19 protein-coding genes are annotated in these 19,041 nt (G+C 49.8%); 10 read left to right on the top strand and 9 right to left on the bottom strand.

Features of this window, described 5'->3' with window-relative positions:
- Positions 1 to 39 precede the first annotated feature (39 nt).
- Genes BTA51_RS17895 through BTA51_RS17885 form a run of 3 tightly spaced genes read left to right on the top strand, consistent with a single transcriptional unit; the run spans position 40 to position 2,968 of the window.
- Positions 40 to 1,089: a TRAP transporter substrate-binding protein gene (locus BTA51_RS17895; RefSeq protein ID WP_210404866.1), complete on the top strand. Its 1,050-nt coding sequence runs from the start codon at positions 40 to 42 to the stop codon at positions 1,087 to 1,089.
- Between the two features lie 3 nt (positions 1,090 to 1,092).
- Positions 1,093 to 1,695 (top strand): TRAP transporter small permease subunit, encoded by a 603-nt coding sequence (locus BTA51_RS17890; protein WP_094709719.1) that lies wholly within the window; start codon positions 1,093 to 1,095, stop codon positions 1,693 to 1,695.
- Positions 1,685 to 2,968 (top strand): TRAP transporter large permease, encoded by a 1,284-nt coding sequence (locus BTA51_RS17885; protein ID WP_094709717.1) that lies wholly within the window; start codon positions 1,685 to 1,687, stop codon positions 2,966 to 2,968. Before BTA51_RS17890 ends, BTA51_RS17885 begins: the two co-directional genes overlap by 11 nt.
- Before the next feature lie 139 nt (positions 2,969 to 3,107).
- On the opposite strand, the gene BTA51_RS17880 is transcribed toward BTA51_RS17885, so the two are convergent.
- Both BTA51_RS17880 and BTA51_RS17875 read right to left on the bottom strand, forming a co-directional pair.
- A complete protein-coding gene (locus BTA51_RS17880; RefSeq protein WP_094709715.1) occupies positions 3,108 to 3,638 on the bottom strand; it encodes a hypothetical protein in 531 nt (176 codons plus the stop codon).
- A gap of 384 nt (positions 3,639 to 4,022) precedes the next feature.
- Positions 4,023 to 5,099, bottom strand: coding sequence for a porin (locus tag BTA51_RS17875; protein ID WP_094709713.1), 1,077 nt, complete (start codon positions 5,097 to 5,099; stop codon positions 4,023 to 4,025).
- Positions 5,100 to 5,439: 340 nt separating this feature from the next.
- On the opposite strand from BTA51_RS17875, the gene BTA51_RS17870 reads away from it, so the two are divergent.
- Complete coding sequence (locus BTA51_RS17870) at positions 5,440 to 5,916, top strand: YchJ family protein (RefSeq protein WP_371333197.1); 477 nt, start codon at positions 5,440 to 5,442, stop codon at positions 5,914 to 5,916.
- Positions 5,917 to 5,983: 67 nt separating this feature from the next.
- Here the strand turns inward: BTA51_RS17870 and BTA51_RS17865 are convergent, their stop codons facing one another.
- Both BTA51_RS17865 and BTA51_RS17860 read right to left on the bottom strand, forming a co-directional pair.
- Positions 5,984 to 6,541: a 1-acyl-sn-glycerol-3-phosphate acyltransferase gene (locus BTA51_RS17865; RefSeq protein WP_094709711.1), complete on the bottom strand. Its 558-nt coding sequence runs from the start codon at positions 6,539 to 6,541 to the stop codon at positions 5,984 to 5,986.
- Positions 6,542 to 6,667: 126 nt separating this feature from the next.
- Entirely contained in the window at positions 6,668 to 7,270 is a 603-nt protein-coding gene (locus BTA51_RS17860) for a glutathione S-transferase family protein (protein ID WP_094709709.1), read from the bottom strand.
- A 136-nt stretch (positions 7,271 to 7,406) separates the two neighbouring features.
- Here BTA51_RS17860 and BTA51_RS17855 point away from each other — a divergent pair, with 136 nt between their 5' ends.
- On the top strand, positions 7,407 to 8,303 hold the full coding sequence (locus BTA51_RS17855; RefSeq protein ID WP_094709708.1) for a LysR substrate-binding domain-containing protein: 897 nt from the start codon (positions 7,407 to 7,409) through the stop codon (positions 8,301 to 8,303).
- On the opposite strand, the gene BTA51_RS17850 is transcribed toward BTA51_RS17855, so the two are convergent.
- The 3 genes from BTA51_RS17850 to BTA51_RS17840 all read right to left on the bottom strand — a co-directional run bounded on the left by BTA51_RS17850 (position 8,265) and on the right by BTA51_RS17840 (position 11,118).
- The gene (locus BTA51_RS17850; protein WP_094709706.1) at positions 8,265 to 9,038 is read right to left on the bottom strand and encodes a sulfite exporter TauE/SafE family protein; all 774 of its coding nucleotides are present in this window, start codon (positions 9,036 to 9,038) and stop codon (positions 8,265 to 8,267) included. The genes BTA51_RS17855 and BTA51_RS17850 overlap by 39 nt on opposite strands.
- Positions 9,039 to 9,111: 73 nt before the next feature.
- Positions 9,112 to 9,588, bottom strand: a complete 477-nt coding sequence (locus BTA51_RS17845) for an NADAR family protein (protein WP_094709705.1) — start codon at positions 9,586 to 9,588, stop codon at positions 9,112 to 9,114.
- 168 nt (positions 9,589 to 9,756) lie between these two features.
- Positions 9,757 to 11,118 carry an MBL fold metallo-hydrolase RNA specificity domain-containing protein gene (locus BTA51_RS17840; protein ID WP_094709703.1) on the bottom strand — a complete coding sequence of 454 codons (1,362 nt, stop codon included), beginning with the start codon at positions 11,116 to 11,118 and terminating at the stop codon, positions 9,757 to 9,759.
- 281 nt (positions 11,119 to 11,399) lie between these two features.
- On the opposite strand from BTA51_RS17840, the gene BTA51_RS17835 reads away from it, so the two are divergent.
- Both BTA51_RS17835 and BTA51_RS17830 read left to right on the top strand, forming a co-directional pair.
- Positions 11,400 to 12,917: a thymidine phosphorylase family protein gene (locus BTA51_RS17835; protein WP_094709701.1), complete on the top strand. Its 1,518-nt coding sequence runs from the start codon at positions 11,400 to 11,402 to the stop codon at positions 12,915 to 12,917.
- Positions 12,917 to 13,789 (top strand): ribose-phosphate diphosphokinase, encoded by an 873-nt coding sequence (locus tag BTA51_RS17830; RefSeq protein ID WP_094709699.1) that lies wholly within the window; start codon positions 12,917 to 12,919, stop codon positions 13,787 to 13,789. The genes BTA51_RS17835 and BTA51_RS17830 overlap by 1 nt, the downstream gene beginning before the upstream one ends.
- 38 nt (positions 13,790 to 13,827) lie before the next feature.
- Here BTA51_RS17830 and BTA51_RS17825 read toward each other — a convergent pair whose 3' ends face one another.
- The gene (locus BTA51_RS17825; protein WP_094709697.1) at positions 13,828 to 15,747 is read right to left on the bottom strand and encodes a 7TM diverse intracellular signaling domain-containing protein; all 1,920 of its coding nucleotides are present in this window, start codon (positions 15,745 to 15,747) and stop codon (positions 13,828 to 13,830) included.
- 184 nt (positions 15,748 to 15,931) lie between these two features.
- On the opposite strand from BTA51_RS17825, the gene BTA51_RS17820 reads away from it, so the two are divergent.
- The 3 genes from BTA51_RS17820 to BTA51_RS17810 all read left to right on the top strand — a co-directional run bounded on the left by BTA51_RS17820 (position 15,932) and on the right by BTA51_RS17810 (position 18,433).
- Positions 15,932 to 16,894, top strand: a complete 963-nt coding sequence (locus BTA51_RS17820) for a D-2-hydroxyacid dehydrogenase (protein WP_094709695.1) — start codon at positions 15,932 to 15,934, stop codon at positions 16,892 to 16,894.
- 123 nt (positions 16,895 to 17,017) lie between these two features.
- The gene (locus BTA51_RS17815; RefSeq protein ID WP_094709693.1) at positions 17,018 to 17,890 is read left to right on the top strand and encodes a phosphodiester glycosidase family protein; all 873 of its coding nucleotides are present in this window, start codon (positions 17,018 to 17,020) and stop codon (positions 17,888 to 17,890) included.
- A gap of 9 nt (positions 17,891 to 17,899) precedes the next feature.
- Entirely contained in the window at positions 17,900 to 18,433 is a 534-nt protein-coding gene (locus BTA51_RS17810) for a hypothetical protein (RefSeq protein WP_141215630.1), read from the top strand.
- 119 nt (positions 18,434 to 18,552) lie between these two features.
- Here BTA51_RS17810 and BTA51_RS17805 read toward each other — a convergent pair whose 3' ends face one another.
- Positions 18,553 to 18,927, bottom strand: coding sequence for a YciI family protein (locus BTA51_RS17805; protein WP_094709689.1), 375 nt, complete (start codon positions 18,925 to 18,927; stop codon positions 18,553 to 18,555).
- Between the last annotated feature and the right edge of the window lie 114 nt (positions 18,928 to 19,041).

Genomic DNA, 19,041 nt, shown 5'->3' with positions numbered 1-19,041 from the left:
GCCTGTAGTGTTTTGAATTAGTCACCAGAGGACAATGCGATGAAATACCTGATTCAAACAATAATAGCGATGGTGTTCACCTGTTATTTCGGGAATGCCGGGGCACAGGAATTGCCGAAGACCCATCTGACGGTGGTCGGGACCTGGAGTAATTTGTCTCAATACAAGAACTTTGAGCAGCCGTTTTGGGCTAGAGAGATCACGGAAAAGTCCGGTGGTGCAATCACCGCCGATATCAAAGGCTTTAATGAAATGGGCTTGAAAGGCGGTGAAATCGGCCGCTTGATGAAACAGGGAGTATTGGACTTCGGCTCCACCGTATTGGGATATCTGGCCAGCGATAATCCTAAAAATGAAGCCATTGATCTGGCCGGCCTCAGTCCTGATATATCCACGGCCCGTAAGGTTTCAGATGCCTACCGGCCGGTTTTGGCGAAGCTCTACAAAGAAAAATATAACGTCAAACTGCTGGGGATATGGCCCTATTCTGCCCAGGTTCTCTACTGTAAAAGCCCCATAAATGGTTTGGCTGATCTGCAGGGCAAAAAGGTCAGAACAGCCAACCGAACTTTGGCCGAATTTGTTGAAGCCTTTGGTGGAACCGGGGTGACACTTTCCTTTGGCGAAGTCGTGCAGGCCATGCAGACCGGTGTGGTTGACTGTGCAATTACCGGAGCGCTGTCCGGCTATTCGTCCAAGTGGTATGAAGTCAGTCATTACCTCTATGCCTTGCCGGTAGGATGGAGTCAGGTGGTTCACGGGGTCAGCTATGATGCATGGAATGATCTGGATGATCGGGTCAAGGTATTTCTGGAACAGGAGATTGCTTCTCTTGAGAATCGTATCTGGAGTGAAGCCGGCAAGGAAAGTGAGCAGGGCATTGCCTGTAATACCGGCCACGGCCGCTGCGATTTTGGCCAGTCTGCTGATATGGAGCTGGTGCAGGTGTCCAGAGACGATAAGGTGGCGTTAACCCGCGTTCTGGATGACGTTGTATTGAAAAAATGGGCTGAACGCTGTGGTGAAGCCTGCGCTGAAGAATTCAACGACACTATTGGTAAAGTGGTGTCGGCAAGAATCAGGAGATAACCGATGGAGAGACTCTACTGTCTGGCAGTAAAGTTGAGTCGGGTCTCGACATGGATTGGTGGCGGCCTGCTTTTGCTGTCTGCCGCCATTACCACGGTGGATGTGATTTTACGCAAACTGTTCAATATCTCGATAGGTGGGAGTGATGAAATTGCCGGCTATATCCTGGCAATTACCACCAGTTGGGGACTTTCATTTGCTCTTTTGAGTCGGGCCAATATTCGTATCGATGCGCTTTATGCCCGTCTTCCCGGAAAACTCACCGTATGGCTTGATCTGCTCGGGTTGGTGCTGCTCGGTGTGTTCATGTCTTTTGTCACCTGGTTTGCCGCCCGCGTCTGGTATGAGTCTGTCTCGGTAGGTGCTATGGCCAATACACCTTTGCAGACACCGTTGATGTATCCCCAGGGAATCTGGGCTGCCGGCTTTGTCATCTTTATGTGTGTTCTGTTGATTCTGTTGGCACGGGTTCTGGCGTTGCTGTGGCGCAAGGATTACAAAGAGGTGACTGCCATCGCGGGAATCCGCACGGTGGAAGAGGAAGTCCATGATGAGGTTGCCAGTGTCATTGACCATATAAAAGAGGAGCGGCGTTATGCTGATTAATGCGGCGTTGATTCTGTTGGTTCTGCTGGCACTCTCGGTCCCGGTCGCTGCGACGATGGGAGTTTTGGGTCTGGCGCTGGATCAGATGTATTCCATGTTGCCTTTGTACAAAGCCAGTGGGGAAATATTCTGGTCCACCAATACGGACTTTCTTCTGGTGGCGATTCCCATGTTTATTCTGTTGGGAGAAATCATGCTACGAGCAGGTATGGCGGAGCGTTTGTATGACGCAATGGAGAAATGGATGGGCTGGTTGCCGGGTGGGCTGATGCACGCCAATATCGGTGCTTGCGCTGCCTTTTCTGCGACTTCAGGGTCCAGTGTGGCAACTGCGGCGACGGTCGGAACCGTTGCAATCCCTCAGGGCGAGCGTTACGAATATGCGCAACCGTTGTTCCTTGGTACCCTCGCTGCAGGTGGAACTCTGGGCATCCTGATCCCACCGTCCATCAATATGATCATCTACGGGATGTTGACGGATACGTCTGTACCTCAGCTGTACCTCGCAGGATTCCTGCCTGGTCTGCTGTTGGCACTGATCTTTGGCTTGACGGTGTTTGCGCTCTGTCTGTTACGGCCGGGTTGGGGAGGAAGGCGACAAACTGCCAGCTGGTCTGCCCGACTGAGATCGCTGAAGAACTTGCTGCCGCCGCTGACGATATTCCTGATCGTTGTAGGGTCTATTTATGCCGGGGTTGCCACGCCAACGGAAGCTGCAGCAGTAGGTGTTATGGCCGCGATCATCCTGGCGGCGATCTATCGAAGTCTTTCACTGGAAATGCTGAGAGAAGCGATTGAAGGCACGGTGAGAACTTCCTCCATGGTGATTCTGATTATCCTGGCGGCGTACTTTCTTAATTTTGTACTGGCTGCCATTGGTTTGACTGACAAATTGACCAGCCTGGTGCTCAGTCAGGGATGGACACCACTGCAGACCTTCGCGGCGGTGGTGGTTTTTTACCTGATCCTCGGGTGCTTTCTGGAAACTCTGTCGATGATGGTCACGACGATTCCGATTACCGCTCCATTGATGTTTGAGTTGGGCTTTAGTCCGGTCTGGTATGGCATTGTTGTGATGGTGTTGCTGGAAATGGCCTTGATCACACCTCCCGTCGGGTTGAATCTTTACGTGGTGCAGGGCGTTCGTTCCCGAGGTTCTCTGAACCAGGTTTTGATCGGTGCTCTGCCTTTTGTTGTGGCAATGATTTTACTAATTATTGGCCTGGTATTGTTTCCGGGAATCGCCACCTGGCTTCCCGAGCAGTTCTATTAATCATCCAGCAGGCAAATAGCGTCCTTTAACTTCCTTCTATTTGCCTGGAAACCCCCAAATATACCGTGGTTTCTGAGAGGGCACAGCCACGGTATATTTTCAGACTGCTTTCCGTCGAGAATCCTTTCTGCTCAGAACTTTAACGGCTAACGTACTCTCGAATATTTTTCAGTTCACTTAATTGCGGCCATTCTCGTAATACCTGCGCAGCCGGACACCAGGGATAGGGGAGAGCGGACACCCACTTCATGACGGCCTCAAGATGCTCCGATGGCAGGGACTGCATGATCTCAATGGTAATGGTCAGCTGTTCAACCAAATGTGAGTTCTGCTGAAATCTCCAGTCGTACCAACCGCATCCGACTCTTACCTGACGATCGGCTTTCTCTGACATAAACACCAACCAATCGCAGCCAAACTGGTGCATGTTCTTTTCCGGAGGAGGTGCCAGACATAGGGTATAGACGTTTTCGTAGGTCTGGGCGAAGCGACGAACCAGGACATTCGTGATCTCTTCACGGCCATAGGTGGTTGGAGGAAAGGCGATGTTGTCCGTTTTGACGCTCATTTCCAGTGACGCATTTTCTGAAAATGCCTGCTTCATTCGATGCGGTTGATTTCTGTCTTTGGCGTATATATAGGATCGAATTGAATCTTCAGGACGATGCATGACTGATTTCTCAGGTTTGTAGAGGTGGATGCCTAATTCGGCATGATGAAATTTCGCTTAATCATTATTTGATATTATATATGTGTATGGAAAGCAATTAGTATTTCTATGGCAGGGATATTCTTATTATTTGACGACTGCAAGGAAGTTCGTCTCTATCCTCTCGCGCAAAAAGATCCCATCCCTGGGTGACGAAGTACGGTCTAATAAATGGGAAGAAGAAATAAAAATCGATATATATTGTGTTACATAGTCATTTAAGTGTTCTTTCGGCTTATAAGGCGTGGTTGTACTGTTTATGGGGCTGTTTTCGTTTTGTACATCCTTGTACTGTTTAGAGATGTACTAATCCGAAGTTCTGGATCTCAACCTAGAGGCTGTCGATTAAATTTTGAGACGTACGCCGGTTGTGAGAATTGAGATATCTTCGAAATCAGCACCGTCTCTGTCGAGGCTGTGGACTTTATAGGACGCGTATAGATCGATACCTTTACGCGCTGCAAAAACATAACCCAGGCTGATAGCTTCTGCCTGATCATTTAGCTGGGCCCGATCATCGGTAATGGCATAAAGGAGGGAAACGGCATGTTTACCGGTTTTGTAGCCAATTTTGGCTGATTTGAACTCTGAATCCGGGTTGCTCTCATCATCGTCACCGGACTTACCGATTGCGAGCGCAGCGTTCAGACCACCGGGCAACAACACGGCAAGTGATCCGCCGAAGGTGTTTTCGTCGCCGGCCACATTACCGTCCTCGGTACTTTCGGTGGAATAGCCGAGCCCTGCTTTAAACGCCAGGCCGCTATCGGTGGTATGACTAAATCTCAGACCGAGTTCTGTGATGTCGCTACTACCTTTCACGCCCTGACTGAGTGCGAGCCCGAAACCTCCGAAGCTGGGAGTATCATAACGCAGCCGGTCGTAGCGCGATTCGAAGTCCAGATTGTTCATGGTGGAACCGATGGTAGGGCCGGTGCGATTGAACTGGATACCGCCGCCGAGCAGTGAAGGATCCGCCCAGTTGATGACGCCAGTACCTGACAGATCCATTTCCATAATTCCATTCGCAGCACCATCTCCCTGGCCAATGGTGACTTTTCCCCAGTCATCGGTAAACCAGACTTCCATCAGTCTTTCACTTAATACGGGAGTGGTCGACTTATTGTCAAAGCTAACGCTGTAGGAGGAGTTTGATGGATATTCCGCTTCGAATTGCCCGCCTACTTTGGTTCCACTGTCCAGCTCTGTTTCTGCCTTAAGATTAAAGCGGGTATCGCTGTTAATGTTATCGACAAAAAACAGTTCAGTATCATTGCCGTCATCTACGTGCATGAGGGCCCGGTTGACCTGCAGAGTCAGGTTCAGATCCACTCCATTGTAGTTTCCAAGGTCGACGGCATAACCTGTTAGTGGCGCTGTAGCCAGAGCCATGCATAACGCATGTCTAGTGAAGTTTTTCATTGCTTACCTTTAAATGAATTTATGATTGTTAATATGTTTATTGATGTTTTTAAATGGTATAGCGGCCGTTGATAATCTTTGATTGATTAATTTATGGCGATATTAAGTTTGATAATTGGTGTGCGGGTTGTAAAACTAATTAAATTTATATAAATGGATTAAAGTTTTTTATTGGTGTATATATTTGATAATGTTATTGATATCGATAGTGTTGATTTATAGGAAAAGGGTTGGATGTCGTTACTCTATGAATGAGGTTTAAATTTCATTCTTTTATCTAATGTGAGATATTTATTCCGCTTTATTTGGAACAACGACTCTCTATCTGGAACGACGTGGAATGACTAAAAGCGGGAATGAAATGACCCAGACATCCAATTTGTTATGCCCCTGCGGGTCAGGGAAAAACTATCAAGCATGTTGTGAAATATATCATCAGGGGCAGGCCGCTCCAGACCCAGAGTCACTGATGCGCTCGCGCTATACCGCCTTTTCCGGGTCAATGTGGCAATATCTTCTGGATACTTGGCATTCGAGCACGCGACCCGCGTCGCTGGGGAACGATGATCCGGTTGAATGGTTCAAGCTCGAAGTGCATGAAAGCTCGGCGGACTCTGATAAGGGCAAGGTTTCTTTTTCTGCGACTTTCCGACAGGCGGGAAAGTGGATGCAATTGCGTGAAAACAGTCGTTTCCTGCATGAAAACGGTCGTTGGTATTACGTGGATGGAGACGCGGAGTGGGTGGAGCTTGACCCCGGCAGAAACGATCCCTGTCCCTGCGGTAGTGGTAAAAAATTCAAGAAATGCTGTGGCTGATGATGTCGGGGAAAAACGCCGTGGCTGCTGAAGTTGATAAGGAACTGGTGAAATTGATAAAAAACAATCAGGCTTCGCCGATATCCAGCTTGATGCCATAAGGGGCATACAGATCTCTGATTCTGATCAGGTCATCACGGATAGAATCCGAAGGAAACAGCTTGGCGACCATTCGGCCACGTTTGGCGGCAGCATCTGACAACATCAGAATAATGGGAACACCGGCTGCTTTGGCAATATGCCAGAAGCCTGTTTTGATAGGCTTGGCATTTGAGCAGGATAATTTATGGCGGGTGCCTTCAGGGGCGATCAATAGCGTGAACTCTTTGTGACTGTCGAACAATTTTTTCATGTCCTGAACCAGATTTGATTTGCGGCTGCGGTCTACAGGCAGGCAACCGAGTCTGGTGAGAAACCAGGAAAGGGGCCAGAAAAACAGATCCTTCTTCACCAACGCATGAACTTTGATGCCGTAAATCTTAAACAATGCCAGGGTGCGGACGCCGTCCATATTAGTGGTATGCGGAAACCCAACCACGACCTGTTTTGCTTCCCAGGCATCGGATTTGGGTTCATAGGTCCATCCACCGATACGGAAGATGAATTTGGCAAAAATTGTCAGCATCAAGATAGCCTCAGATTAAACTCTACTGCGAGGTGACTTTCGATTTTATCGCGAAAGGCGGCGCATTCTAACTCAAAGTGTTATCTGAGGCCAAAAATTGCACGATGTATCCCCACAATGGGGTACTTAGCTATCCCTAATCAGGCTATGTGCCGGGTGTGAAGCAACTCTGTCGAGCCAGCGTTGCACGTTGGGATAATCACTTAGCTGAAAGCCTCCTTCATCAGCCACGTGGGTATAGGCATACAGAGCAATATCGGCAATGGTGTAATGGTCTGCCACCAGCCAGTTTCGATCTTTCAGGTGGGTATCCATAATTTTCAGTGCTTTTCGACCTGCTTCCTGCTTGCCCGGAAGAAGCAATTCTCTCTCGGCATTCATGCCAAGATGGGTCAGCCAGAAGCGGGGTGAGGCGACATTCGGTTCGTGGCTGTATTGTTCGAAGAACAGCCATTGCATCACTTCTGTCTGATGTTTCAGGCTTTCTGGCCAGAAACTCGTTCCCTGCGACAGATAAAAAATAATGGCGTTGGATTCACTGATGATCGTGCCGTCATCCAGTTCCAGCACTGGAATTTTGCCATTGGGGTTCAGCTTCAGAAAATCCGGGGTGTGGGTCGCGCCTTCAATAATGTCGTATTCTCTGTATTCGTATTCGATTTCCAAAAGATGCATTAATAAGCGGGCTTTATAGCCATTGCCCGACGGGCGGTAATCGTGAAGAATCATAGCTGCGTCTCTCTCATTGTGATAAATGCCTGGTCGAGTCATTGTTGTGAGAGTTCGCTCCAATCACAAACGAATAGTTTTGATCTCTGTCATCAATACTGTTGATGCTTGATCAGTGAATAGAAGTTGAAGCCTTATGGATATTGATCTCCTGCGTACCTATCTGGCGATTGTGGATACCGGTAGTTTTACCCGTGCCGCCCGGCAGACCTTTCGCACCCAATCAGCTGTCAGTATGCAGATGAAGCGTCTTGAAGCTGACGTGGAAAGAGCCTTATTCCGTCGGGAGGGGCGTTCACTTGAGCTGACCGATGATGGTAAACGATTGGTGCACCATGCCCGCCGGATCCTGGCGGTACACGATGAGGCGATGGCCAGTATGCGTCCGGATGCCGGTACCTTCCGAATCCGGTTGGGATGCCCGGATGATTATGCCCGCAGCATATTACCAAGAATGATCATGGTGATGAGGGAACTCTATCCAAACATCAGTCTCAACGTTCAGTGTGCCTCCTCCAACAAGTTGCGCCAGTTGATGGATGAGGGAGAAATAGACCTTGCGGTGTTAACCCGTGCGCCGGGCAGCGATGAAGGCTATCTTTTGCTGGAGGATCAGGGAGTATGGGCTGCCGCCAGGGGACGCAGGTTGCAAGAAGGTGAAGTTCTGCCTCTGGCAATCTATGAACCGGACTGTAAATTTCACAGTGCTGCGTTGGATGGCTTGGATAAGCTCCAGCGCCCCTACGAGTTGTTGATGACGTCTTCCAATGCTTCAGCCCTGTTGGCGATGGTGAAAGAGGGAGGTGCAATCACGGCAGTTGCCACATCTACCCTAAGCGAAGATATGGCGGTATTGGGAGCAGAGCACCATCTACCGCCTTTACCCCGAGTGGAGATTGCGGTGATGATCGCCGGTCAGCCTCATCCCATGATGACTCCCGCCTTTGTCAAAGATCTGATTGCGCGATATCGGGAAGTTCTTGATGACAGGGAATTACATCAAGCTGTTCCAGAGACCCACGCTGCTGGTTAGTAGAAGAGCGAATCCGAGCATCCGGAAAAAGGCGACCTGGTCTTTGTGCATCATTCGATCGTGGAAGCGAAGTCCCAGGACATGGCCAATGGCTGCACAGGGGAGCAGCCATAGATGGTGAATCAGCTGTAAGTCCACTCCGGCCATAATGAAGGCGGCCATTTTAATCGTCACGAGAATAAACCACAGGGCAAATAGTGTGTTGCGCAGTTTTTCCGGGGCGACTTTGGTGCTGTACACCGCAACGATCAGTGGGGCTCCGATGAGTGACGTCCCGCTGATATAACCTCCCAGCATCAGGAAGAGTATATCCAGTTTGGGATTACTGCTCTTGAACGGCTTATTCAGTATGTAAGACAAGGCATAAGCAGAAACGATGCTGAAAATAATCCCGCCCATCAATACTGGAGGCAGGGTGATCAATCCGAACACGCCGATCAGTTTGGGAATGATCATGATCAATAGGCTTTTGCCAAGATAAGACCAATCCACCGTACTCTGTTCACCGTTACCAAGGAACTGACGGTAACCCTGATTTCCAAGCACTGTCAGCGAAGAGAATATCATCAGGTGGACAGCGATCAATGGCAGGTAGACCAGAGGTTGATTTTCTATCAATAACAGAAACGGCAATGCCAGAACGGCCCCGCCAAATCCCAGGCCGGAGCGTACAAAACCGCTCCAGATAAATACCAGGCCAATCAAAACGTATTGGTACCAGAAAAGGTGTGCCATTGACTTCGACTCGGGGGCTTAGGTTGGTCGGACGATAGGGTAGATCGGATGTATAGGTTAAAGAAAGTGGATTTTAGCCTTCAGCTTTGGCTTCTTCCTGTAGCTTGTTGCGGACCTTCATCAGAACTTTTCCGAAAGCATTCTGTCCCCGCTTGTCTCTGCCGCAGCCCCAGAAATAGTCATAATTGTTGCTTTCAATCAGCATCCTGCTCCCTGTCGCCAGCAGAGCGTCAGCAATATGCGGGTAGGTTTTACAGCGAATATAGATTGCGCGGGTCATTACCACTTCGCGGACTTTTTTCCAGTCAGCACGAAGCTTTCGGGATTTTTTACGGCCCAGGGAGCGGGCAAGCTTCGGTGTTGCGGCCTGCCTGATTTTTTCCTGGTATTCATCATCTGTAAACTTCATTCCCTGGTAGTAATGTTCAACGGTCGGCCAGGATTTGCCTTCCAGCTCGAAAGCATAGGGTGAGAAACACCCCAGTAGCTCATCGGGATTGGAGCGGGACAAAAATACCGCGTCTTCTGGCTGGTCGGGAGGAAAAAGCATTGAGGTTTTCCTGAAGATTGGATACCGGAAGGCGATTGTATCACAGAAGGGGATTGTATCATGGAAGGGGATTGTATTACGTATGCGCAGAGGGCTGTTGGCGATTTAATGACGCCGACAGCCCTAACAGTGGGGCTTCAGGGCAATCGAGCTTGGGTTTGCCTTTGCTTACAGCGGCAGAGTCACCTTGTCCAGATACTCCGGTACTGAAACGTTCCAGCCAAGTTCGTCCTTGATGCGAAGACGTAAAGCGTCGGAAGCAGGTGCCTCACCGTGAGTGACGAAGGTATGTTTCGGAGGACTGGAGAAATTCTCCAGCCAGTCCAGAATCTCACTGTAATCTGCGTGGGCGGACAGGGCATCCAATTGATGTACAGAGGCCTTAACCGGGTAATACTGCCCATGAATTTTGACCTGCTGAGCGCCGTTGACCAGAGAATCGCCTCGGGTTCCCGGTGCCTGAAAACCTGCGAAGACGACACTGTTGCGGTAATCAGGAAGCAGGGCTTTCAAGTGGTGCAATACCCTTCCTCCGCTTGCCATGCCGCTGGCGGAAACAATGATCGCAGGGTATTTGCGTCGGTTAAGATCAATGGATTCCTCTACCGTACGGACATAATGCGTCCCTTTGTCGATATCATGGCATTGTTCAGGAGTGAGCCTGTGCAGATGGTGGTAATGACAGAAAATTTCCGTTGCTGTAATCGCCATCGGGCTGTTCAGGTATACCGGCAAGTCTGGAATTCTGTTGGCCTTTTTCAGCTCCTGAATCAAATGCAGCAAGGCTTGAGCCCGACCCACGGCAAAGGCGGGAATTAATACTATTCCACCCTGTTCAGCCGTTGAGGTGATGATGTCGGCCAGCACTGTGGGAATGTCGATAGACTCATGAAGCCGGTCACCATAGGTAGACTCAAGCACTAGATAGTCTGCCTCTTCTATGGCCTCAGGAGCTTTCATGATCAGATCATGAGGGCGACCAAGATCGCCTGAAAACACCATTTTGCCGGCTGGGGAGTCCAGGACGATGCTGCTGGCCCCCAATATATGGCCGGCAGGAATAAATCTGGCTTTAAAACCGGGCAGGCAATTTACATCTTCATGAAAATCCACAGTCTCAAAGTGTTCGATAGCTTTCCAGGCTTCTTTTTCCGTGTATAGGGGAAGTGCCGGCTTGTGCTTTGAAAACTGTCGCTTGTTAGCGTATCTGGCATCTTCCTCCTGCAGAAAACCGGAATCAGGAAGTAGAACTCTGGCCAGGGATTTGGTGGCTCGGGTGCAGAACACCTTTCCCTTGAATCCGTGTTTGATCAGGGCTGGAATATAGCCGCTATGATCCAGGTGGGCGTGGGTCAGCAGCAGGCAATCGATGTCTTTAGGAGCAATAGGCAGGGACTTCCAATTTCTCTCCCGAAGGTTTTTTACTCCCTGATAAAGACCACAATCCACCATCATCCGTCGATCCTGGTGGGTAATAAGATATTTGGAGCCGGTTACCGTGCCGGCTGCGCCAAGAAAACTTAGCTCCATGTGCTTTCCTTATGATAGTTATTTAGACGACCTGACTGACAGACTGGTTAGCTACGCCAATTTCAGCTACTCCAATAATTGTATGAACACGGGGGTAGACCAGTTGATCTGAAACAACTTTCAATAGCATAGTTGAATTAAACTGGTTAGGGTTAGTGCATCTGTGTAAGGCGCAGATGTCTGCGACAATTTGTCGAATCAGCCTATGTCTGGCTTGTCGAATAAGCTAGTGTCCGGCTCGTCGGATCAGCTAATGTCTGACGCATTTGAAAGGTCGTGGGATGGATCAGCATAAACTGAATTTTTTATATCTTAAGCGTGTGTATATCGACACGATGCAAGAGCCTGTGGTGTACATGCGCCAGGACTGCCATGTATGCCGCTCAGAAGGCTTTAATGCCATGTCCCGGGTACGGGTCAGTACCGAAAAGAAAAGTATTATCGCGACGGTGAATAAGGTCACGGACGGATGGCTCAGCCACCAGCAGGCGGGCCTGTCAGAAGCGGCCTGGCGTCTTCTGGATGCCGGCGAGGGAGAAGTGGCCTATTTCAGCCATACCAAGCCGGTGGATTCCATGAGTTATGTACGCGGCAAACTGTATGGAACAGAACTGTCAGACCAAACAGCTCAGGCCATTATCAGTGATATCAGCGCCGGACTCTATTCAGATGTGCAGCTGGCTGCCTTTGTGACGGCCTGTTCGGGAAGTCGTCTTGATCGAGATGAGGTGGCGGCACTTACCCAGGCGATGGTTCATGTGGGTGAAAGGCTGGAATGGGACGAAGAACGTGTCATGGACAAGCACTGCGTCGGCGGGTTGCCTGGAAATCGGACCACTCCCATCGTCGTCGCGATTGTGGCCGCAGCAGGGCTGAAAATGCCAAAGACCTCTTCGCGGGCCATTACGTCTCCGGCAGGAACGGCTGATACCATGGAAACCATGGCGCCGGTGAACCTGTCGTTAGAACGTATGAAACAGGTTGTTAAAGAACAAGGGGCGTGTATCGCCTGGGGCGGATCTGTCAGCCTGAGCCCGGCGGATGATGTGCTGATCCGGGTAGAGAGGGCTTTGGATCTGGATAGTGAAGGGCAGTTAGTGGCTTCGGTGCTGTCCAAGAAAGTGGCTGCCGGGTCCACCCATGTCCTAATCGATATCCCTATCGGTCCTACCGCCAAAGTGCGTAGTGAAACCTATGCCCAGCGTCTCGCGGAACAACTAAAATATACCGGCGATAAGTTGGGAATCTGTGTTGAGACTAGTTTCAGTGATGGCAGTCAGCCAGTTGGACGCGGTGTAGGACCGGCACTGGAAGCGCGCGATGTATTGTCGGTACTACGCAACCAGGAAGATGCTCCGTCCGACCTGCGGGATCGGGCGTTGATCCTGGCCGGCAGGTTGCTGGAAATGGGGGAAGTCGCTCCTCCAGGCAGTGGGCGTGATAGAGCCCGGGCTTACCTTGAAAGCGGGGAAGCCCTGGACAGATTCATGGCCATTTGTCAGGCACAGGGAGGTTTCCGGGAACCTCAACTCGGTACTCATACCAAAGTTGTCAGGGCGGAACGTAGCGGCCTGCTGACCTATATCAACAATCGTTTTATCGCCAAGCTGGCTAAGTTGCTGGGGGCTCCTACCGATACTGGAGCAGGCCTCGACATGCATGTCCGGTTGGGGGATAAAGTCTCGTCAGGACAGCCGCTGTATACACTGTATGCAGAATCCCACGGTGAACTGGCGTATGCGCTGGATTTTTTGAAAGAACACAGGGATGAAGTGCGTATTGTAGAGGAAATTCTTTAATGGATCTGTTTAATCTGAGTTCTGCACATCCTATTGCAGAGCGTCTGCTGAGTGACCCTGACCTGCAGCCCGGAGAGTTCGAGCTTCGGCATTTTCCCGATGGCGAAAGTTATATCTGTGTCACCAGTAAACCATCGGCAGAGGCTGCCATTTTCTGTGATTTGTCTGCGCCAAACGGCAAACTGCTTCCGCTGTTGCTACTTGCCGATACTCTAAGAGATCTCGGTTGGCGCAGGATTACTCTCCTGACCCCCTATCTGCCATATATGCGGCAGGACATTCGATTCAAACAAGGGGAGGGCATTACCTCCCGCTACTTCGCTAAAATCCTTTCTGCCAGCTTTGATCATCTGATCACTATCGATCCCCATCTTCATCGTTACCATTCCCTTGATGAAATTTACAGCCTGTCCAGTCAGGTCCTGAGCGCCTCTGCTGCCATCGCACAATGGATCCGGGAGGAAGTGCCGGGAGGCGTTATTGTGGGGCCTGACAGTGAGAGTGACCAGTGGGTATCCAGTGTGGCCAGAATGGCTGGTTGTGAACAACTGGTTTTTAATAAAACCCGGGCCGGCGATAAGGATGTATCCATTGACGCCGGCGACCTCAGTCAGTTCCAGGGCCGTACACCGATCATGGTGGACGATATTATCTCTACCGGACGTACGATGATCGAAGCAGCAGAACAAATGGTGGCGATGGGACTGAATCCGCCGGTGTGTATCGGTGTGCATGCGCTATTCGCCGATGATGCCTGGCAGGCAATGTTGGAAGCGCCTCTATCCCGTGTCGTTACGTGCAACACTGTTCAGCATCCCACCAATGGGATTGATGTCGGTGACATCATGCTGAAAGGTTTGTTGAATCGCTAAGTCTGTTGATTTGCCAAGAAGACTGGCGGCAATCGTGCTCAGGAATCCAGGGAGAACTGCACAGAATTTCCTCCCTGGTTACGGGCCGTTTCAATCGCCGACCGGGCGCGCCGAATGATACCGTCCATGCTCTCAGAGCTGTCCGGAATCTCGTTGCTGATGCCGATACTCAGGGTGACCGTGAATCGATGACCTTCCACCACCATCAATTTGGCTTCACTGAAGCTGCGGATTCTCTCGGCCACCTGCAGGGCATTTTCGATGGCGCTGTGGGGCAGCAGCAGTGCAAATTCATCTTCGGCCAGCCGGTAGGCCCTGTCGCCGGCCCTTTCGGTTAAATCGTCCAGTTTCTTCGCCAGTTCGACCAGATAGCTGTCGATGGCAACCCGGCCATAGTTCTTGTTGATCAGTTCAAAACTGTCAATTTTGATCAGCACCAGAGACAGAGACGATACAGAACGACTACAGCGACTCCATTCCTCCTTCAAGTGCAACCTGAACTGATCAACGGAATACAATCCGGTCAAGTCATCACGCACTGCCAGCTCTTGTAGCTGGGCATTCACACGGGACAAAGTGGTCAATGCGGTTTTGAGTTCTTCTGTGCGCAGGGCAACGCGTCTCTCAAGCTCTTCATTGGCCAGTTGCTGTGATCGTAAAACCTCCTGTTGCGCGGAGCGGGCTTTCCGCTCCATCTCCAGTGCGTGTTCCTGCATTAGCAACCGCTGCTTGCGCTCTTGATTGATTCGTTGAGCCAGTGCCAGTGAAAACAGGAAAACTTCGGCGGTGGAGCCGATTTGGGGGCCGTACTCAATGATTTTCCAGTTCGGAAATACGGCCACCTTCGCTAACACGATGGAAATATTGCCGATCAGGAAAATTCCCCAGCCGATAGTGAATATTGCCGCATTCTGTGTTCTAAGAAACCAGAGGAAGGCACCACTTCCCAGCAGGACTGCAGAAAGAACGAATACCGTGAACATTGCCACCTTTAACGCAGCAACATAAGAGGCGGTCAGTGCCATGATTGATGACAGCAGTCCTAAAAGAGCACCTACCAGAAACAGGTAACCCAGACCTTTTCTGTTGATGTGCAAATCCAGATATCGATAGGAAAAGAGGCTGGCAAACAACATGCTGGTTCCTATGAAGAATACCAACTGGTCCTGGTTCCAGGACGGCGAGTCCGGCCAGAAAAACTGGTAGCTGGTCCCGTGCAGGGTGAGCTGGACTATGGCGATCGACATCACATATGCCACGTAGAGGACATAAATCGGGTCTCTGATTAACAGCCACAGCACCAGATTGTAACCGGCCATGGCAAGCATGATTCCCGTAAACAGAAGCTGGGCTGCCAAAAGCCACTGATCCTGATCCAGAAAAACCTGAGGATCCCAAAGTACAGCGGGTAGTTGCATGGAGCCTTCAGTTTTTACCCGGATATAGATTTCATAATTCTGCTGAGGGCCGAACCTGAGCGGAAACAGGAAGTTCCTGTTGGCAATCGGCCTCTTGCTAAACGGCAGGGTATCTCCTGTTCGAAAGCTTTTCAGTACATAGCCGTCTGCCAGCAGATACACCTCTACGGTGTCCAGTACCGGGTATTGAATATCGAGCCAGCGCTCAATTTCCCGGGCACTTGGATTGCTGACATTTAAACGAAACCAGTAGGGAGGGGGATTCAGTCCGAAGTTGGGGTTTTCGCTGGTTCCTTTACGCCAGGTCAGGGCAACCCTTTGATATAGGATATCTTCAAGGAGTATGCTTGATTCATTGTCCCGGCTCCACCAGAGATAAGGGGCAATATTGATCTCCTGGGTATCGTTCGAAAGAACAATGCTGTCATAGGGCGAAGCCGCCAGTGCTGTTGCGCCGGTTAGGGGGATCAATATGGCCAGCCGGATCAGCCATATGAAAATGCTGAAGAATAAGTTGTTGTATTTTTGGCATTTGGCCATTTTAAGTCCACATGCAGAATTCCGCGGTGGAAAAGCTCAGGTTGGGAAGGTCGCCGCTCATTCCTGATATCAGCAGAGCCGTACTTAATTCATTGTAGTGTGCTTATTGCGAGTTTTCATAATATGGATTAATAAAGCGTGTCAGGCGATATGTGTTTATCAATAGATTTTGGGGAGAATCACCATGAAAGCGGTTATTTTGGATGCTGACAGTCTGGGGACCGGCGTTTCTTTACAGTCTATCGAGCAAAGTGTGCCGGAGCTGAAGCAATATCCTCATACCTTACCGGAACAGGTTGACGAGCGTATCCGGGGGTATGATGTTGTGATCGTGAACAAAGTGGTTCTGAGTGAACGCCATATGATCGACAATCCCCAGCTCAGGCTGATCGCCGTGACTGCAACGGGTACCAACAATATCGACATGCTGGCGGCTGAAAAACATGGCATTGAAGTCCGCAACGTTGCCCATTATGGAACGGCCACTATTGTCCAGCACGTATACTCTTTGATTCTGGCACTATCCAACAACCTTCTATCTTATACCGGTGCCGTAAGAGACGGTCGCTGGCATCAAAGCCAGACTTTTTGTCTGATGGACTACCCGATCCGGGAACTGGCAGGCCGCAAGCTGGGTGTCATCGGTTATGGAGAACTGGGGCAGGCTGTTGCCAAAGTCGCGCCGGCGTTTGGCTTAGAGGTATTAGTCGGCGCTCGGCCGGGAGGGAAAACGGGCCATCACGATGGTGTCGACTACCTGCCTTTGGGGGAGTTGTTACCACAGGTGGATATCTTGAGCCTGCACTGCCTGCTGTCTGAAGATACCAGTGAGATGCTCAACGAGAAAACCCTGACCATGATGAAACCGGACGCCATCCTGATCAACACAGCCCGTGGCGGACTTGTAAATGAGCAGGCTCTTGCCGATGCATTACGAGCCGGGCGTCTCGGTGGTGCCGGTTTCGATGTACTGACCAGGGAACCTCCTGTCGAGGGAAATCCTCTGCTGCAGGATGATATCCCGAATCTGATCGTCACCCCCCATTGTGCCTGGGCAAGCGTCGAAGCCCGGCAAAGACTGATTGATATGACGGCTGACAATATCCGTCACTTTGCAGAGCATCAGCAGTTGCGCGTGCCCTTATGACGACTTAGTTCTGTGTTATAGCTGGTTTAGTACGTTTTATTTTAGGTCTTTTGGCCGATTAATTGTGATGTAACAGATTGTTAGGATGTTGCAATCTGTTGATTGGTTATAGAAGGAAAAGTCATGGCAACCCCAATGGAGTTGGAACTTGGCATTAGAGGATTTTGGAGTCAGGTTGCTCATCATACCAAAGGTAAGTCGTATGCGTTTTTGAAGGATGGCCCACTCTTTTATTTAGTCTTTGATGACAGTGTGAAGATGGAGCCATTTGTACGTACGTCGGAAATCATGTTTGATGCCCGCGCTATGGAAGCAACCAGGACTAACGGCTACCTTGCGACAATCAATGCCCAAGTCTACGGGATTAATACAACAGGAAAAATAGACTATGCAGTAGGCAGCGATCCTGTAACACCCAAGGGGATAGAGCCTGAAGGCTATACCGTGTTAGGAAAAACGGTAATAGCGGGTAGGGCGGCACCTCTGAACTTCTTTATTGCAAACACCCAATCGAAATCACCAAAGTATCAATTTGGCTTCGGTTCAGCACCTGTCAATGTTGATGCTGCTATTGGAGGTGCGGGACCTATCATAGTGAATGGGTTACCCTATGGTGTTGTTAATAAATATCGCAAGGGCACGACTCCAGGGAAACCGGTTGGCAAGCCATCGCCGGAAAAAGCAAAAAATCTCATTCAGCGCAGTAACGCTACTTTCACTGCATTTACTAAGCATGCATCCTCTCCACGGACGGGAATCACGGCAATCGCGCACCATTCAAAAGAGAAAAAACTTGCGGTACTGGTTCTACCTGACAATAGCGGAGATTTACCCCTAACCTCTCTGCAAGCAAAATTGCTCAACGTAGGTTTCGATAACGCTATATTTCTTGACGGGAGTAATTCATCCATGCTGATGGTTGAGGGAGCGTTTTATGCTCGACAGGGGGAAAGCAAGAATATGACAAATGTTGTCGGAATTGGCTTTAAATACTGAATGAATTTTATGAAGATCAAAATCTTGCTAGCCTCAATTATTGTTCTTATTGGAGGATTGCTGTCTGTATTAATTTTTGCAATCAATGATCCTGTTTTTATGGCTGGAGGAAGCGATGCTCTTGATGTGACTACAGCACCAGCACCAATCGGCCAATGGATTGCACTGGTCTTTTACTTGGTTGTCTTTTTATTTTTAGTTTTTGCGAGGCCAAGCCGCTCTGGATCGTCTCTAGTGCTAAAAACTATCCTGGCATCCACAAGCTTGGCTATTTTGCTGGTTAGTGGGCATACCTATACCGTTTCCGGCAAGTCAAATACCCTGGAAGATAAATGGTTTGGCGTTTCTATGCAGGTGTTGAAGTTCGATCCGTCTGAAGGATTGGCTGATATCAGTGTAGAGCGCAACAAGCTGACCATTTCTATTCTTCAACAGGGGAAAGTGGAGCAGACGATACTGATTGGTCCATTTATATGGGGGGTTAGAGACGATAGCCTGATTACCATACTGGAGGATTTTGGAGCCAGTATTGCAAAGGAATAAAGAAAACAACCGATACCAAACTGTATATGTTTTCTTTTCGAAAGGCTTTTCACCCTGCAGTGCCTTTGAGTAAGGGAAGGCCCCGCAGGGGATAGAGTCGGTACGCAGTTTAGTTCAGGCTATACATACCCCACATTACCCTCTGCCTGTAATTCCCTGACTGGCCTGACTTCGACGCTGCCATAGCGAGCCGGTGGTATTTTACTGGCGAGCTGAATGGCTTCATTCAAGTCCCGTGCTTCCAGAAGGTAGTAGCCTGCGAGTTGTTCCTTGGTTTCTGCGAATGGGCCATCCATCGTGCTCAACTGGTTGTTGCGGACTCTTATGGTGGTGGCCGTGGATACCGGATGCAGAGGAGCGCCGCTCAGAAAATGGCCCTGACTTTGAAGATTGTCGACGCAGGACATGCATTCCCGATTCAGGGTGTCCCATTCCTGTTGGTTCATCTGAGCCATCATCTTCTCATCGTAGTAAACGAGGCATAAATATTTCATTCTCTTCTCCGTTCCTTCAGGTTTGCTATCAAGCATGGGAATCTGCTGTAGGTTGGCAGGGTCATGGATTAGTCGGTGGGCGAGCCTGATTTTCGACAGTGTCCGCATTTTTTT

Source organism: Hahella sp. CCB-MM4 (assembly GCF_002260525.1).
In the GTDB taxonomy this organism is placed as follows: Bacteria; Pseudomonadota; Gammaproteobacteria; order Pseudomonadales; family Oleiphilaceae; genus Hahella.
The sequence above is the reverse complement of the archived record's forward strand: the minus strand, read 5'-3'. Positions and strand labels throughout refer to the sequence as shown.

What these genes read in the sequence shown, in the direction of transcription:
- BTA51_RS17810 (WP_141215630.1), top strand. Translation starts at nt 17,900, where the DNA reads ATGAAGATCAAAATCTTGCTAGCCTCAATTATTGTTCTTATTGGAGGA.
- BTA51_RS17855 (WP_094709708.1), top strand. Translation starts at nt 7,407, where the DNA reads ATGGATATTGATCTCCTGCGTACCTATCTGGCGATTGTGGATACCGGT.
- BTA51_RS17860 (WP_094709709.1), bottom strand. Translation starts at nt 7,270, where the DNA reads ATGATTCTTCACGATTACCGCCCGTCGGGCAATGGCTATAAAGCCCGC.
- BTA51_RS17840 (WP_094709703.1), bottom strand. Translation starts at nt 11,118, where the DNA reads ATGGAGCTAAGTTTTCTTGGCGCAGCCGGCACGGTAACCGGCTCCAAA.
- BTA51_RS17805 (WP_094709689.1), bottom strand. Translation starts at nt 18,927, where the DNA reads ATGAAATATTTATGCCTCGTTTACTACGATGAGAAGATGATGGCTCAG.
- BTA51_RS17825 (WP_094709697.1), bottom strand. Translation starts at nt 15,747, where the DNA reads ATGGCCAAATGCCAAAAATACAACAACTTATTCTTCAGCATTTTCATA.
- BTA51_RS17820 (WP_094709695.1), top strand. Translation starts at nt 15,932, where the DNA reads ATGAAAGCGGTTATTTTGGATGCTGACAGTCTGGGGACCGGCGTTTCT.
- BTA51_RS17895 (WP_210404866.1), top strand. Translation starts at nt 40, where the DNA reads ATGAAATACCTGATTCAAACAATAATAGCGATGGTGTTCACCTGTTAT.
- BTA51_RS17835 (WP_094709701.1), top strand. Translation starts at nt 11,400, where the DNA reads ATGGATCAGCATAAACTGAATTTTTTATATCTTAAGCGTGTGTATATC.
- BTA51_RS17850 (WP_094709706.1), bottom strand. Translation starts at nt 9,038, where the DNA reads ATGGCACACCTTTTCTGGTACCAATACGTTTTGATTGGCCTGGTATTT.
- BTA51_RS17815 (WP_094709693.1), top strand. Translation starts at nt 17,018, where the DNA reads ATGGCAACCCCAATGGAGTTGGAACTTGGCATTAGAGGATTTTGGAGT.
- BTA51_RS17890 (WP_094709719.1), top strand. Translation starts at nt 1,093, where the DNA reads ATGGAGAGACTCTACTGTCTGGCAGTAAAGTTGAGTCGGGTCTCGACA.
- BTA51_RS17830 (WP_094709699.1), top strand. Translation starts at nt 12,917, where the DNA reads ATGGATCTGTTTAATCTGAGTTCTGCACATCCTATTGCAGAGCGTCTG.
- BTA51_RS17885 (WP_094709717.1), top strand. Translation starts at nt 1,685, where the DNA reads ATGCTGATTAATGCGGCGTTGATTCTGTTGGTTCTGCTGGCACTCTCG.
- BTA51_RS17870 (WP_371333197.1), top strand. Translation starts at nt 5,440, where the DNA reads ATGACTAAAAGCGGGAATGAAATGACCCAGACATCCAATTTGTTATGC.
- BTA51_RS17875 (WP_094709713.1), bottom strand. Translation starts at nt 5,099, where the DNA reads ATGAAAAACTTCACTAGACATGCGTTATGCATGGCTCTGGCTACAGCG.
- BTA51_RS17880 (WP_094709715.1), bottom strand. Translation starts at nt 3,638, where the DNA reads ATGCATCGTCCTGAAGATTCAATTCGATCCTATATATACGCCAAAGAC.
- BTA51_RS17845 (WP_094709705.1), bottom strand. Translation starts at nt 9,588, where the DNA reads ATGCTTTTTCCTCCCGACCAGCCAGAAGACGCGGTATTTTTGTCCCGC.
- BTA51_RS17865 (WP_094709711.1), bottom strand. Translation starts at nt 6,541, where the DNA reads ATGCTGACAATTTTTGCCAAATTCATCTTCCGTATCGGTGGATGGACC.